14 protein-coding genes are annotated in these 15,723 nt (G+C 40.6%); 5 read left to right on the top strand and 9 right to left on the bottom strand.

The window, feature by feature from the left end; genetic code table 11:
* Positions 1–148 precede the first annotated feature (148 nt).
* On the bottom strand, positions 149–670 hold the full coding sequence (locus EHS11_RS11150; protein WP_246047793.1) for a hypothetical protein: 522 nt from the start codon (positions 668–670) through the stop codon (positions 149–151).
* Positions 671–758: 88 nt separating this feature from the next.
* Positions 759–1,709, bottom strand: coding sequence for an alpha/beta hydrolase family protein (locus tag EHS11_RS11145; protein ID WP_135764491.1), 951 nt, complete (start codon positions 1,707–1,709; stop codon positions 759–761).
* Positions 1,710–1,987: 278 nt separating this feature from the next.
* Between EHS11_RS11145 and EHS11_RS11140 the strand changes: the two genes are divergently transcribed.
* From EHS11_RS11140 to EHS11_RS11125, 4 genes are all read left to right on the top strand, one after another.
* On the top strand, positions 1,988–2,383 hold the full coding sequence (locus tag EHS11_RS11140; protein WP_135764490.1) for a nuclear transport factor 2 family protein: 396 nt from the start codon (positions 1,988–1,990) through the stop codon (positions 2,381–2,383).
* 282 nt (positions 2,384–2,665) lie between these two features.
* Positions 2,666–3,520 (top strand): LBF_1199 family protein, encoded by an 855-nt coding sequence (locus tag EHS11_RS11135; RefSeq protein ID WP_246047791.1) that lies wholly within the window; start codon positions 2,666–2,668, stop codon positions 3,518–3,520.
* On the top strand, positions 3,504–4,601 hold the full coding sequence (locus tag EHS11_RS11130; protein ID WP_135764488.1) for an acyltransferase family protein: 1,098 nt from the start codon (positions 3,504–3,506) through the stop codon (positions 4,599–4,601). The genes EHS11_RS11135 and EHS11_RS11130 overlap by 17 nt, the downstream gene beginning before the upstream one ends.
* Before the next feature lie 112 nt (positions 4,602–4,713).
* Positions 4,714–5,277 carry a TetR/AcrR family transcriptional regulator gene (locus tag EHS11_RS11125; RefSeq protein WP_135764487.1) on the top strand — a complete coding sequence of 188 codons (564 nt, stop codon included), beginning with the start codon at positions 4,714–4,716 and terminating at the stop codon, positions 5,275–5,277.
* Positions 5,278–5,317: 40 nt separating this feature from the next.
* On the opposite strand, the gene EHS11_RS11120 is transcribed toward EHS11_RS11125, so the two are convergent.
* The 7 genes from EHS11_RS11120 to EHS11_RS11090 all read right to left on the bottom strand — a co-directional run bounded on the left by EHS11_RS11120 (position 5,318) and on the right by EHS11_RS11090 (position 14,285).
* A complete protein-coding gene (locus EHS11_RS11120; protein WP_135764486.1) occupies positions 5,318–7,732 on the bottom strand; it encodes a TonB-dependent receptor family protein in 2,415 nt (804 codons plus the stop codon).
* Positions 7,729–9,030, bottom strand: coding sequence for an HTTM domain-containing protein (locus EHS11_RS11115; RefSeq protein ID WP_135764485.1), 1,302 nt, complete (start codon positions 9,028–9,030; stop codon positions 7,729–7,731). The genes EHS11_RS11120 and EHS11_RS11115 overlap by 4 nt, the downstream gene beginning before the upstream one ends.
* Positions 9,017–10,171, bottom strand: coding sequence for an imelysin family protein (locus tag EHS11_RS11110; protein WP_135764484.1), 1,155 nt, complete (start codon positions 10,169–10,171; stop codon positions 9,017–9,019). The genes EHS11_RS11115 and EHS11_RS11110 overlap by 14 nt, the downstream gene beginning before the upstream one ends.
* Positions 10,168–11,649 carry a di-heme oxidoreductase family protein gene (locus EHS11_RS11105; RefSeq protein ID WP_425460577.1) on the bottom strand — a complete coding sequence of 494 codons (1,482 nt, stop codon included), beginning with the start codon at positions 11,647–11,649 and terminating at the stop codon, positions 10,168–10,170. Before EHS11_RS11105 ends, EHS11_RS11110 begins: the two co-directional genes overlap by 4 nt.
* Before the next feature lie 9 nt (positions 11,650–11,658).
* Entirely contained in the window at positions 11,659–12,975 is a 1,317-nt protein-coding gene (locus EHS11_RS11100; protein ID WP_167884414.1) for an imelysin family protein, read from the bottom strand.
* 414 nt (positions 12,976–13,389) lie between these two features.
* Positions 13,390–13,908 carry a hypothetical protein gene (locus EHS11_RS11095; RefSeq protein ID WP_135764481.1) on the bottom strand — a complete coding sequence of 173 codons (519 nt, stop codon included), beginning with the start codon at positions 13,906–13,908 and terminating at the stop codon, positions 13,390–13,392.
* An 8-nt stretch (positions 13,909–13,916) separates the two neighbouring features.
* Positions 13,917–14,285, bottom strand: coding sequence for a hypothetical protein (locus EHS11_RS11090; RefSeq protein ID WP_135764480.1), 369 nt, complete (start codon positions 14,283–14,285; stop codon positions 13,917–13,919).
* A gap of 166 nt (positions 14,286–14,451) precedes the next feature.
* Here EHS11_RS11090 and EHS11_RS11085 point away from each other — a divergent pair, with 166 nt between their 5' ends.
* A complete protein-coding gene (locus EHS11_RS11085; RefSeq protein WP_135764479.1) occupies positions 14,452–15,717 on the top strand; it encodes a hypothetical protein in 1,266 nt (421 codons plus the stop codon).
* Positions 15,718–15,723: the final 6 nt, after the last annotated feature.

Genomic DNA, 15,723 nt, shown 5'->3' with positions numbered 1-15,723 from the left:
GCTCTCTGATCATAACAGAGAGCTTTTCTTTTATCTATACAGGTTCCTCTATTTATTTACAGTTAGATGACCTTTGCAGTCATTGCAAACTCCTCAAGCGGGCTGTCCGCTACTGTGCCGCTTTCAATGACCAGGGTTGATTAAAAGATTATTCTATATTTTTCACACCAGTGATGAAATAACTTGTATCTCCGAAGCAGGAAGTGGGAAGTCCAATGTGTTCTTCGTATTCCAAAACAATTCTTTCGCCAACGGAATCATTGATGAGTTGTGCAATCTTTTCATCTCTTACTGTAAAATAGAATTTTTCGGCTACAGTGCCAGGCATAGTTACCAATGCGATTTCGCCTTCCCAGGTTTTGCAGACCCATCCCTTTTTTGATAATTTTTGCACATACCCGGCGCGATCACCTTCCGAATAACTCCAGTTAAGTACTGACCAAGTGTAACCTGCTGCACCAAATGCTAAAACAAGAACGATAGCTATGAAATAACCTATGAATTTTGCCAAAATGAACTCCTTGGTCGAAAGGAAAATGGGAACTTCCGGTCTTTGTTCGACAACGATATCATTGAAGTTACCAGGAGGTGGGACAATCTTTATTTTTTTCGCCATTCCGAAGTGAATAACGAATGCATTGGCTCTGTTATTGTTTGCCTGTGTTTCCAAGGCTTTGCCAATAAAATATAAAATGACGATTGTTTGAGCGGAATTAAATCCCCCGCCAAAGATGGCGGGGGCGGGCGTTACAATCTTTCTAAATCAAAGCTTTTACTTTTCTTTCTTCTTTCTTTTTCGTAACGGCATCCTTTTTTGATTCATCATTAGATGATTTTTGAACCGAGTGCGATATCTGGTTTAGCCAGTCCACAAGCTCCAACCATAGTTTTTTCTTTTGACCTGGTTTTATAAAACCAAAATGTCCCATTTCCTTTTCTCCGATTTCTTTCGGTTGAATGTGTTTATGGAGCAAATTCAATCCTGAAAATCTCCGGTTCATAACACGAATGGCCGACAAAGACAGAACAGTATCATCGGAAAAACTATATGCCAAAGCAGGCACCGTATAGTCTTGAAAATATTTGGCATAGGGGTTCATGGATTTATTTTCTGTAAAACCTTTCTTCAATCCGTATTCCGCCCAACTAAGTGCTATATTTTTTGGGAGGGGAACACCATAGTAACGTTTGCTTGTCGGTAAAACTCCGTGTTTTCTGACTTCTGCCGGAATCATATATTTCCAAACCAGATACAATGTTATGTTTTTGGGGAAGGAAAAGGATCCGTAATAGCCGTCTCCTACATTCAGCAGGATCATTGATTTTAGATTTTTCGGCGGGCGAATGAATCCCATAAGCCATCCTCCTCCGCTATGACCTAATACGTGCAAGTTGGATTTCGGAAAAATTTCCTCTATATGGGCAAATAGAGCGTTTAGATCCAAAATAGCCCAGGTGTATATTCCTTCATCAATTGATTTCGGGTCTCCGGAATCCCCGATTCCCCGGCAATCCAAAAGAAATACATGATATCCGTTCTGAGAAAGGAATTTGGCAAGTGGCCCGTAAAATGATCGCCTGACACCGACGGCCGAGTTAATTACTATGACATCGCTGTTTTTTTTTGCTGTCGCAGAATCTGGTACAAAATGGGTTCCTACCAAGTTGTATCCGTCTCTCGCTTTTATATGCAATTCTTGTGCTTTCATATTATCTCCGTTTGAAAAAACAATCAGTTTGGCTGGAGTGCCTTAATGGTGAACCAGTCAGTCTATCTATATTTTAAAAAAGTGAAACGACCGGTCTATATTTAAATTTAAAAATCGGAAAAAAATAGGATTTCAGGATTTAAACTGACCCGGAATAATTGGGAAGAAACGGTCTGGTTTAAAGCTTCCGCAAAAAAAAACAGAAAAACATTGCATGCTAAAATCAGCCGAAAGTATGAAGGAATTTTAAAAAATTAACAAATTAGGAAATCTGTCTTATGACAATTCAAGAATCAAATAAAAAAATCGTAAAAGAATATTTCGATCTAATCAGCGAACAGAAATTAAGTGAAGCGTTCGTCCTTTTGGCTGATGATCTTCACTGGTGGATTTTGGGAAATATTCCTGTTTCCGGGGATTATGATAAAAGAAAGATCAGTCTTGGTTTTAAGATGCTACAGCGCAACTTTGAGAAATTTACCTTTCTTTTGGGAGAGATGACAGCGGAGGAAGACAGAGTGAGCTTGATCGCAGAATCAAAAGCCATCCGAAAATCAAACTCAAAACTTTATAACAACCATTATCATTTTTTAATTACACTGAATGACAATCAAATTGTAAAAGTGAAAGAATACTTTGATACAGTGCATGCCGTCTGGGTAGAAGAGAGTTAGTTATAGGTGGCAAAGAACCCGGTAGAACTTGCGCCGTTGACGATTACTTCTGTTTAAGCGAGTTTCAGGAAGAGAAATCTATTTTCTTCCCGGGAAAAATGAGAAAGTATAAATCATTCTCCCAAGCGCGGAAATCAGTTTTAAACGTCTCAAAACCCTCAAAAAACCCATTCTATGTCCCAATTTGGCTGTATTAAGGGTAATTTGGATTGAATCTGCTTGACCTTCGTTCTTTTCCCTTTGCAAATAAACGTTATGCGATGGGAAAAATCTGATTTCTGGATGAATGCTTCACCCAGCGAAATGATTCGTTTTTTCCGCCAAATCCACGAAGAATGTTTTTTAAAGGATTGGGTTGAGGTATTTCACAAGGATGATTTGCTGATTGATCTGGTATTCGAATACCTTTGGCTTTATCGTTCGGAATCGGAAACCAGAACTCTTTTGAATCATACTGATTTTCCTCCCTGGTTGTTGTTACGATTTATTTACTTTGGATATGGAAAACAGATTCTTCAAGGCCATTTCGATTCCAATGTATATTTTGCTCAGGTAAAAAGTTTAATTGATTCCGAACAAAGTCTTCGTATTCTTTCGTTAGCTGATGATATGGACAAAGATCCTACTTTGAAAATCCACCTACTTGCCAATCTGGATGCGCAAACCTGGGAATCTTATTTCGATATCTTGGAACAAAACGATAAGACCATACAAGCATTAGTTGGAATATTCATGAATTTGAAAGAACAGGAAATCAGAACCATACTTTTGAATAGCCCGACTCTTTATATTTACTTACGTTTGATGTTGGTTTCCAGAAAAATCATAGATGATGAAGTAGGGGACGAAAAGGCAAAAATCCTAAGGGACATCCTGGAAGGGATTCGGGAATGGGAACTTTTTGCAACCAATCTTAAAGATAAATTCGATCTACTTACTGAACGGGAACAAATTCCCAAATATAGGGATTCGAAAAGAATTTCCATGATATTGTATGAGTTGATTAAAGTGGGCGAAGAAGATAGAGCGGGAATTATTTCCTACTTAAAGGGAAGTCATGTGATTCTTGATGAATGGGAAGATGGAATCATCCGTTCCACTTTAGTAAATTATAAACAGTTTGGTACCTTCTTTTAACGTGTTAGACGGCAATCGCAATTTCAATTTGGACGTGCTCCGTGGTTTTGCCGTTTTTCTGATGTTACTTGTGAATCTCCCCGGTTCTTGGTCCTATCAATATTTTTCTTTCAAACACGCCGTTTGGAACGGATTTCAATTAGCGGATCTGGTATTTCCTTTGTTTTTATGGATTGTAGGGTTTAGTGTCTCTTTCGGTTATAAAGAAGGAGGAAGATCCGTTTTGAAATGGAAAAAAATCCTCATTCGGACCAGCCTTCTTGTTTCCCTCGGATTGTTTCTGAATTTTTTTCCCAAGTTTTCCCCGGAAAATTTTCGGATTCCAGGAGTATTGCAAAGGATCGGAATCGTTTATTCATTAACAACTGTTTTGCTGTATTTGTTTGGGTTTCGGAGATATGTTTTTTTTGTCTTCGGCGGCTTGTTCATCTACACTTTTTTTGTGTGGTTTACGATTCCGAAAGAAGGAATGATCAGCTTGAATTCGGATTTTCCCGATTTGGATCTGAAAAATAACTGGGCATCGGTCGTAGATCGATTGTTATTTGGTATTCATGTTTGGAAAGAGACAACTCCTTTGGATCCTGAAGGTTGCCTTAGCACGATCCCTGCTTTATCCACTGCCTTATTCGGATTTTTGTTCGGTCTCCAAAATCAAAATCAAACAAACGGATCCTTTTTCAAAGCCAAGATCATTTTAGGTTCCGTAATTCTTATCGTTACTGGAATCTTTCTTTCCTATTTGATTCCTTTGAATAAAACACTCTGGTCCGTTTCTTTTGTATTGTTTACGGCGGGTATTTCCCAGTTGCTTTATCATCTGCTCGAATTTACGGGAAAATACAACCGTTCTCTCTTCAATTGGCTTTCGTTATACGGGAAATATGCATTGTTTGTTTTTGTATTTGCTGGTGTTGTGGCGAGGTTGCCGGCTTATTCTCTTTTTCGCAAGAACGTATTTCAGCTTTTTGTCTCCGTTACAAATGATACTTATCTCGCAAGTTTTCTATTTTCGATTTTAATGCTCCTCATTGTCTGGGTCTTACTGAAAATTTATGAATTTTTCCGGAGATTCGACTGACATTCTAGTCTCTTGTAGAGAATTCGTATTGACCGACGAAATTTATCCTTAAAAGTGAACTAGTCAGTCTAAATAGAACAATAATCATTGAACTACGGTGATTTTTACATTTATGAAACCAAAAGATAAAATTTTAGAAAGTTCTTTTACTCTTTTTCGTGAGAAAGGATTCCAGGCTACGGGAATTTCCGAGATCTTGGAGAAGGCGGGTGCTTACAAAAAGACTTTGTACGATCATTTTAAATCGAAAGATGAGATCGGATACGAGTATTTGAATTACCTTTCTCTTCAACAAAGAGTTGTTATGCTAAAAGTCTTGGATAAGGCGGTCACTCTGGAAGACTTCATCGAAAAATGGGTGAATTTTATTTTGAGAAACCAAAGAAATTCTTCCAGAAAAGATTGTCCAATCGCTTTATTTTCAGGTGAAGTATCCCATTTAAGTCAATTCGATCCGTACAGAACGGACGCGATCCAGTATGTTCTCGATACAATTGAAATTTGTATCTTACGATTTAGATCAGATTTGAAACAAGACGGACTCAAGTCTTTGAGTCTTGAACTCTATATGCTTTATCTGGGAGGACTCCGCCTTTATTCTCTTACAAAGGACCGTAAAGTAGTGGAGAGAATGAAAGAACAGATGAAACATTGTGCTGGCAAAAAGAATCGATAAGGTAAACTAGCGCATGTTATTTTTTGTTTTTGCCGATCGGTCAAAGTTCGATGCTGAACCCTATATTGATCTGACGAAAAGTTCCGGGTTGGATTCCAATGGGAAGTCGACCGGAGACGTATCTTTTATCAGTTACGTTTTTTGCAGTTATAAATAGAGACCAATTCGCCCCTTCCGGTTTATAACCTGAACTTATGTTCCAAAGCCAATATTCGGGAATAATCCCCCGGGATCCGCTTGGGGTTTCATTTTCCGTATTTTCCAAATCACTGAATTGTTTGCCTACGTATTGGAATTCATTGCGAAGAAAGAATCCTTTCGGATGAGAGAAGGCAAGAGCAATGGCGCCGCTGTCTCTCGATACATACGGAAGCACATTTCCTCTGGTGTCCCTTGAGTAAGTGTTGTTCCCTTCCGTAACGAAAAGAGGTCTTGTATCATAAATTAAATTTCCATTATAATCTGTCGAATAAATTAAGTTAGGTGTAGATTTTGAGCGGGCATCTATTTTGGAATAAATGAATTCCCATTCGAGAGACCAGGATTTTTGTATGGTTTTTCCCATATCCCAACCGAGAGAAAATTCCAATCCCTGGTGAATGGAATATCCCGTGTTAGCAGGTCTTGCTCCTAATTCCGAATTCGCTTCATTCGTGTTTATAATCTGATCTCTAAAAAACATTTTATAGATCGCAGTTTCCAAACGGACAAAGTAAGGAAGTTTGGAACGAATTCCGGTCTCGTAGTTTGTGCTTGTTTCGGGTCTGAGATTGTATTGTCTTCCGTAGGGATCAAAGCCTGATGAAAAAGTAGGCGGCGAAAAAGCTTTGTGAACTCCTCCGAACAGATCCGTTTTTTCGACAAGTTTATGCACAAATCCGATTCCTGGTAACCAGATATTTGTTCTTGCCATTGAACTCTCGTTTGTGTCTATCCAAGAGACCCCCGGATAGACAAATCCTACGGATTGTTCCGACGGAGACGGAGATCTTCTTGTTGTAAATGTTGTTTGTCTTATATCTTCCCGTCGAATCCCCGGAATAAGTCGGAAGTTTTTGTTTATATGGATTCTATCTTGTAAAAAAACGGAGTAAGCTTCTATCTTTCTCAACTGATTGTTCGTTAGATCCTGATTGGCTGATTTATATATAAAATCGACGGCACTTGCTCCCGTAAAATCATCCAATAGATTTCTTCTTGTGATCCATCCTTGGTAATCTTTCGTTTTGCTTAGATAAAGCCGGTTTTGATTTTTTTCTCCGTGCGCACGCGCACCGAAGTCGATTTCATGTAAAATTTCTTTTGTTTTGAAACTGAACTCTCCTCTACCGTCCAATCCGAATATCTGAAAGTCCTGATTCCTCTGGCCGTAAGTTTCGCGCATATAGATCGTGTCTCCCGGTCTTGTTCCCATAAAGGAAGGAGTATAAACTCCGAGTGTATCTCCGGGAGGTGGCAAATAACCGCCGTTTGTTGTATTATCAAATAAGTAATCCTGTCTTCCCCAGTCCCGGCTTGCTTGGTTTCCATAGGTCCGAATCCCTCCTTTGATAAAAGAAAGAGGGGAAGTTTCCCATCCTATGACGGTTGCTATGCGTGAAAGTTTTTTTTCATCGAATACGGCAGGATTGATTTTCGTGTTTTTTTGATACAATCCCTGGGATAGTCCCAGATAGGTTGATTCCGCCTTCTGTTCGTGACTTTGCAATCGAAAAGTAAATGCCGATTCATTGTCCAAGGTATAACGTAGCTTCAAATCAAACTCATTGACTTGAAAGGATTGGTGGTCTCTGTATCCGTCGCCCGATTTTCTAAATACGGTCGTATCGATCCCCAGTTTACCGAATGTCCCACCATATCGAAGTAAGTTGGAAAGATAACCGTTTGCCCCTCCTATGGATTTCCATTGAAACTTCGGTTCTACGGGAGGCTTTCTTGTTACAATATTGATAATTCCGCCGATTGTGCTCGGCCCGAAAAGAATGGAGCCCGAGCCCTTTATAATTTCAACTCTCTCCGCTCTTTCGATGGAAGGAAAATAGTAGGTTTCCGGTTGTCCGTAAGGAGAAAGCGAAACAGGCAACCCGTCTTCCAGGATTAAAGTCTTTCTTGTTTCTTCATTGGACACTCCCCTGAAACCAATATTAGGTGTAAGCCCTGCGGCATCTTGGAATCTGACGGAGGCCCCGGGTACCCTTCGAAGAGTTTCCAAAGGATCGATGGGATTTGTCTCTTCCAGATATTTTTTTGAAATAACAGTCGCAGATCCAGGCACCTTTGCCAAATCTTTTTCTTTGGAACCTATGACTTTGATTCCCGGTTCTTCTTTGATTTGTTTTTCTTTTTCATCGGCATCTTCCGGTTTTTCCGTTTGTGCAAAAACGGAAAAGGACAAGAGATAAGTTAAAATACAAACAGAAATAAAGTAAGTGATGGAATCGGATTTTAGGTTCATGGATAATTATTTTTCAATACAAAGTTAGGAATTTGAAACATAGGAGTGATACTTTCCGCAAGATCGTAGTTCCGATTTACCAGACGCTTCGGAGTTTTGCCATTGACGGATACAAATATGTTCGCATAAATCTGAATGTCTTTCATCTCAGGATGCTTTTTTATATAGTCGGTCTTCAAATAGCGTGCAAACTGTTCGATCATATCAGGCTGATACGACATCATTCTGATTTGGAAATCCGTTAGGTGGTCACCAGGTCGGACTGGAATTTTGTTTTTATCAGTTTGAATCCAAAATTCCGCATAACCAGCCTTTTCCACCACCATGATATTCCAGGAGAAACGAAATCCTTCCTCAGTCCAAAATAGATTTCCCGGGTAAAACCAATGCCTGTTTGCCAGGAACATTTCGAACAAAAACAAAATGCCACATAACAAGATTGCTATTTTTTGAAATAAGCGTGATTTTACTGGAACGATTTTTTGTGACAAACATAGAGCGAGTTTGTTGTCGAAAAGATTTCCTACCTTTTCGTGTGTTTCGGGAGAAAAAAGGACTAGCCCCAAAAGGGGCATCATCCAGGGAAACATACCCAAAGGAAAAAATAAGCCTGTTAAAAGATGAAATACGAGCGCAAATAGATATGTTATGTTTCTGGTATATGGTAAAGATAGAAAGAAAGGGATCGTCAGATCGAATATACAGGCAAGCCAACTAACAAGAATTCCCGTCTCCCGTAAGACGAGAAGCTCTCCGATGAATCTTATATCCTCCGAACGGGACAACCAAATATGAAGAGGCTGGCCTTCCTGCAGCCATTCCGGGTTTAATTTTGCGATTCCTCCGAAAAAATAAGGAATTAGAATTTGAATCCGAAAGATCAAAATCCAAATAAAAGAAATCTTTTTATTTCTTTCGTGTAACGGTGATAGAAGTAACAAAAAACCGAATAGCAAAAACAGATAATAATGATTTAAAAAAATAGTTCTGTCAAAAAAATGAAATGCAAAGAAGAGAGGAAGAAAAAAGAAGAGGGCCCATCTGGTTTTGATCCCGAAACAAATCAGCAAAGAGAGAAATAACAAAATAAAAACATGCAAATAAGGCCATGGATACGGCAACGGATTCAATGCCACCAAATGAGGAAAAAATACCTTAGGCTGTAAGAAATATTTTTCGATCCAACCGTTGAAAAGGTATCGGCTTACTAATACGAATCCTAAAGTACCGTAAATGATTCTGAAATGGATGAGTATGTGCGAAGGAACTTCTTTTAAAATGCAACTAATCACCGTCATTCGATGATACTCCTACGGTAGTTCCCAGTGCGGATGTTACACCTGTAGAAAATTGAATTCGTAATTTTCTAACGGATTCGAATAGATCCCGGAAAACTTTGTTCTGGTTTACGAAAGAAGACTGCAAACCGAAATATACCGAGTTTGATTGCAAACCGTCTATCATTCGGATTGTGTTTTGTAATTCGGTTTCGATTTCCATTCCCAAACCGGAACCTTTGGACTCTAAAATTTTTGAGAAACCCTTGTTTGTATTTCCATTTAGGTCCCCCTGCATGATAAACAGAATCGATTCCAAATTGGAACGAACGGATTCAAGAGATGCTTCAGCATAAGGATTTTCCCTTTGATTCCAGTTTTCCACTCCATGAGAAGAGGCAAGCAAGCCGGAAGGAAGTCCCAGTTTTGTATCGATGATGGAAGTGAGTAAAAAAATGGATTGGTTCATTAACTCGTCTACCACGTCCGCCTGACTTTCGTAAGGGCTTTCCGAATTGCCGGGGGAAAGAAATAGGCGATAAAAGCTGTCAGTCGTTTCCTTCTTCCAGGAATTCGTGAGAAAGTCGGATACGATAGCCATTTTGTCCCCAATCCTGCAAAGATAGGTTCCCCGATTCGGATCGGTTTGAAATTGAGTTAACGAAAAATTTCCATTGATTCCGCTGAAGAGTAAATATTCGACTGCCCCCCAACCCGATTTCTTTACCCCGAAAGGAATGGAGTTGGAACCTATCGCAGATTCTATTTCGGCAGGAGAGATAGGTAGTTTTTGCGTATAACTTTCCAATTGCCCGTAACCATTTAACACGTTTTCTGCGGGACCGAATTTGTAAACTTCCACTTTTTTCACTTGTTGCCAAACAATTCTCCATTGATTGCGGATTTCGCTTAAAGTGTTCGTCGTAGGATTTGTTTTGAAATCGACACATGCTTTTTGAAATGATTTTGTTTCCGTTTGGAGTTTTTGGTAGGAAGGCAGGATTACATTTTCAGCCGTATTCTTCAGAAAATCACTAGTTTTGAATACTGTAGCGAGCGTTAGAAGCGAACCTTGGATATTCGCATCTTCCGTTGCTTTGTTTTGATGTTTTTGGCAACTAAGTAAAATTAAAGCAAATAGAATCGGACTTTTTAATTTCATAAAGATCTCAAAAACTGAATGATATTGGCCCGGTCTTCTTTTGGCATTTGCATGAACTTTTGTTTGGCGGACTCCGCTTCTCCACCATGCCAAAGGATGGCTTCCTGATATCCGCGTGCGCGTCCGTCATGGAGAAAAAATTCGTGTTGGTTCACTTGCTTGATAAGCCCGAGAGCCCAGAGAGGAGGGGTTCTCCATTCCCTTCCGTTGGCAAGAAATTCTCCCCGATTGTCCGCAAGTCCTTCTCCCATATCATGCAATAGTAAATCCGTATAAGGCCGAATGTCCTGATTGGAAATTTCCTTGTTTGCGTGTTCCCCCGTAATTACATAAGGTTTATGGCAATTGGCACAACCGATCTCATGAAAAGAAACTTTTCCCTTTTTGACCGTATCAAGTTTCCATCCTCTCCTTCCCGGAACTCCCACCAAACTAGTGTAAAATGAAACAAACCCAAGCCTGACTTCACTCACTTCCAATTCTGATAAAACGGGACTCGAGGCACAGTCGGTTTGTAATCCGGGGCAGTCATTGGTCGGGAAAAAAGGATTTGTAAGTCCCATATCACCCAGGAATGCTTCTGCATTTTGTTGGCGTAAATTCGGTTGACCTGCTTTCCAGCCGAACCTTCCTATTTTTGAAGATGAGGTAGCTCTGTCCCAAACCAGATTGATTTTTCCACTGACTCCGTCTCCGTTGAAATCATTCGGGTCCGCCCATTCCATCAATTTTGACTCTGGGATCGCTTCTAAGAGACCTAACCCCGGTATGATGGGAGCCGTTCTGGGAGAAAGTTCGAAGCTTGCAGGTGCCGCCACTCCCAAGCCCCCAGTATTCCAAGTGATCGTATAAGTAGGTTTTCTTAAAGAGTAGGTCTCACCGTCCGGAAATATTCCAGCTATCTCCTGGTAGGTGATATGCACCGAGCCTTCTCCGGGAATCGTATTTCCGTTATTGTCTATGATTCCTCTCGGATTTAATTGTGTTCCGAAATTGTCCAACCCCACATTGCCTCCGGTGACAGGATGGATTTCTCCTGTTTTGCCGATTCGAATCAGCATAGTAGTCAGGTTTGTTCCGTCGTCGGGAGGTTTTCCCCTTCCGTCTCTGACATGGCATCCGTTACAAGACGTACTATTGAAAGTAGGACCTAATCCTTGCAATGCTGTACTTCCCACAGGAACCCAATTCAGATTAAAATTTGCATTTCCGTTGTCAAAACGCACCAGACGCTCAATATCATCCACATTGTTTGCAATCAGATCGAATGCGTTTACCGTCGTATCAAACGTAGTAGTATCTCCTCCGGAGTATGCCTCCCTGGGATCATCTTGGTTTGTGTTGGTCAGATAGTATGCAAGTACAGCCCATTCCGTAGTCGGGCTGTTTTTATCTTTCTCTTTGAAAATTTGAGAACAAGCTCCTATGAGGAGACTTGTTAGCATTACTAAGATTAGTTTTTTAAAGTAACTAAACATCGATCCCAGCTATAGATTTAGTCCCGAGTCTTCAATTGTGGTTCCGAATCGTTTTGCAGCGGATTGGATCGTTTTTCCTATCGCCTTTACACTGGTTTGGATGGTGCCGGTAAAGATAGTGTGTTGAGTGGTTCCTACTGCCGAAGCAACAATCACCTGATCAAAACGATAGGAGATTGTTCCATTTGCGCATGTTTGGTTCAATGAAGTGTCTTCATCATGTTCGTTCAGACAAAAAAGTTTGGCATTGCTTATGTTTTTGAGAGTGGCCGTTTTTTCTTCCGAAGTTAAGATGGAACCAAGTCCGATTCCCGGAGAAACGGAAGATCCGCTGTAGGTTCCGGTGAAAATATTTTCAAAACCCGTTGCATCATAATAAAAATCGTTTTTGGTATTATCGCTAAAACAAGAATGTTCTTCTTCTTGTGAACCGGACGCGGCACCTGACATTCTTTCGCCGCCCCATTCCCCGTAAGCGAATTTGGCAATTCCGCGAAGAACAGAGTCTAAAGATTTACCATCTGCATCTTTGATAAACTTATAGTAATAGGAATTGGAGTCGGTGGAAGACCATTGTTTCTTAAGAATTGTCATATGATCCACGAGGAGATCCGTTGCACTTTTTAAATAAGTCTTTCGATTTGCGAAATTTGCACTGGATACAAAATCTGCCAGAGGTCTCTGTCCGGCCGTTACCGCGTTGGATGTTGCATTGTCTTTTCCCCAAAGAGTATATTCGATTGCATGCCAGCCAACTGACACGTGTTTTGCTGATTCGGTCGGTTCGTCAGCAGTAGCTTCTTCTTGTTCGTTTGCGGGTAATAAGGCAGCTTTACTTACGATTCCGTTTGTCACTAAATAATCGTTATAGCTTTCATCCATAGGCCAAGCATTGACCAGCGGCTCTATTTCCTTGCTTTCTCCCGAGATCGTTTCAAAAACAACTTCCTTGTTATCTATCGGGCCATTGGAAAATCGAAATATCTCCGTCTGTAAGTAACTGACTCTTGCCTTTCTCCATTCAGTTCGGAGTTCGTTGAGCCCTGTTTGGGTCGGATTTGCAACAAATGCATTTACCTTGGTTTGGAAGGAGACCGCTGCTGTGTAAGCATCCGAATAATTTTTCTCAGCGATATTTGCATAAGTAATTAAAAAATTTTCCTTTGTAGGCGAGGCACCCCCCGTGAGGGCAAGAAATGCAAGCGCAATTGCATCGTTTTCTTTTTTGTCTTTTTCAAAAGGGTTCAGTCCGTTTAGGCCGAGTTGGTCGCAATTAGAAACTGCCAAGCCTAGCAGTAGAAAAAGGGTAGTAGTAAGTCGTTTCATAGATTTTATCCTGAAATTGAGATTCAGTCTCATGTTTTTTTGGGAACCTTTCCCGTCAAGGTACTAATATTGAGTCTCATTATCGTTTATGATTTGAACGGTATCGAGTGAGAGTTCGGTGGCCGAAAGAAATAAGCTGTTTGCCCGTGAGTGGTTGGTCCGGGCCTTGTTTTAGGAACGGTCTTTTTGCATAATGGTCGATATCACAGATTTTAGAGACATGCCGATTGAAATCGTAAAGAATACTTGCATCGTAGACTTTAAGCTTTCGAAGCCTGCCGATCAAAGACAATAAAGACCTTTCCGATTTCAATGATTGCTCATAATTCAAATATACGGAATATCGAAATAATGATTATTGCCAAACTATACGAGGTATCCGCCTAACGAAAAAATCCGGTTATGGAAATAAACTTATTCCTTTATATCCAGGATCTTTGTGATTCGTTTCCAGGCTTCCAGACGATTGGATTCGAAAGCCTTGAGTTGGGTTTGGTCGGAAGTTGCAATATAACTTAGAATTGCTTGCCCTTGCAGGATAAGATACCCGTAAGTGGATTCGATTTCTTTCAGAAACTTTTTATCGTCAGCCGACAGATTTCCTTCCTTGATGAGCGTGGAAATCTGGTCTTTGCAGATCTTAGATAAATTCACATACGAAGTCATGATATTTTCCGTAGTCTCTTTATCGTATGCTTGCGAAACAAAACCATCGGATAAAGTTCCTATCGACATATAAGTCAAATAAAGTCCTTGTGCCGATAAGGTTCCAATGGATTCCAATAGGATTCCGTGATTTCCTGCGCCTGTTTCTTGTTTGGCGAATTGTTTTTCCTTTTTAGCATCCGCATACGTCGAAAACGAAATGCAGAGTAGGCCGACAAGGCCGAGTAGAAGTAGCCGATTTTTTGTTTTCTGAACGGATGGATTCATTTTTAACCTCAAATTCCCAAGAGCTCGCTGATTTTTGTCCAAGCACTTGTCCTTGCTTTTTCAAATTCTTGAATATAGTCTTTGTTTCCCGTATTTACGTAAAGTACATACGATTCTGCCTGCTTTTTCATATAACCTAATGCTTCGTATGCGCCGGCAAGAAAGGTGGAATATTCCAGTCCTATGGTTGTATCTTTTTTGGATGCCTCAATTGATTTTCTGGATTCATCGATCAAGGTAAGGGTATAATTTAAAATTCCGAGTGAAATCCCGTGTTCCTGTTTCTCGTAAATATGTAATTCTGCGACGGAACCTATGGAAACAAAAGTGGAATAGAGCAGATTTCCCGTTATAGACTGAATTGTGGCCAAATGCATGGGGTCGATCTTTCCCCGGGAGCAAAGACCGGAAAAGCACATTCGATGAAAAAAATGATCTTTTTTTCAAAATAAATTTCCAAAAATCTTGACACTGGTTCAAAAACGCACAAAAATGATGCAATTGGCGTAATTGTGTTAAATATGTATAAAAAAGAGGGAAAAAATGAAAAAATCAATCATCTTAGGGCTATTTTTAGCCTTAATTTCGTCCATGCCGGTCTGGTCTCAAACTCAGGCACAAATGTTTCAAAAAGTAGGGGTCGTAGGTGACTCTTTAAGCCACGGATTCTTCGGTGTTACCGTAGAAAAAAAGACCCAGGATTGGGCTTATCCGGTACTAGTTTCCAAACAAGCGGGGGCTTCCGTTTCCTACAATGAACTAGCCGGTCCTTATGTGAACCTAGAGGACGTTTTGAAATGGGATTGCGGTGTGTTTTGTATCGCAAGTTCCATCATCGGTGGAAATGGAAAAACCGTTTCTCTTCCGACTCACGCAGGTATTACCGGAGCGGAGTATACTACTCTTCTCAAAACTTCCGGTAAATGCGAAGACATCACTGCCACCAAACAAGAAAAAGAATGGTACTGGCAAACTTGGTATTGGTACACTTACCGTTGGGTGACTGTTGCCGATTGCCAGGATCCGGACAAATTCCACCAATACGGACTACGTGATGCGGGAACTCAAACGCAAATCATGGAGAAAGTGAAGCCTACCTTCCTATTCGGAACCGCTGCCGCAAATCACGTGTTATGTACTGCACTTCATACATCTACGGATTGTTTGGATGAAGCCCGTTACAAAAGAGATATTCGCGCTTTCTTTGCAAAAATGTCTGCAATGGGTTCGTTGAAAGGCGGAGTTCTATTTACTATTCCTAACGTAACTGCAATTGCATTCCTCGAAAAATACACTGACCCGCAAGGCAGAGCGAATTACAGCGGACTCAAGGCTTTCTTCAGAGGTTCCGTTTCCGATCCGAACCAAGTATTGGATGCGACTGAAGTGGCAAAGATTTCCACTTTCCTTACAATGCTCAATAATGAAATCAAAGCACAAGGGGCAACTATGCGTTTCGCAGTGGCTGACCTGAAAGTGATCTTTGACGATATGAAAGAAAACGGTCGTCCGTTGGCAAGTTCCTCCGGTTGGTCTCCGGGAAACGCTAGAGCTGCTTGGCCGCTTCCTAACCAACCAGGCGTATTCGGATTGGATGGAGTTCACCCGAACATGTTCGGTCACTCGGTGTTTGCAAATGAGCTCATCAAAGCGATTAACTCCCGTTATGGATTTGCGATTCCTCAAGTGAGCGAATACACTGCTTGGTACTATGACAGTTTGAATCGTAACCCTGTTGATCTTAAGAAATTCCTAACTGAAAACATTTTCGGTCAGGCGATTTCCTGGGTTGTATCCATCTTCGCATAAGAGGGA

The sequence above is a fragment of the Leptospira ilyithenensis genome (genome assembly GCF_004771005.1).
GTDB classification, from domain to species: domain Bacteria; phylum Spirochaetota; class Leptospiria; order Leptospirales; family Leptospiraceae; genus Leptospira_A; species Leptospira_A ilyithenensis.
The sequence above is the reverse complement of the archived record's forward strand: the minus strand, read 5'-3'. Positions and strand labels throughout refer to the sequence as shown.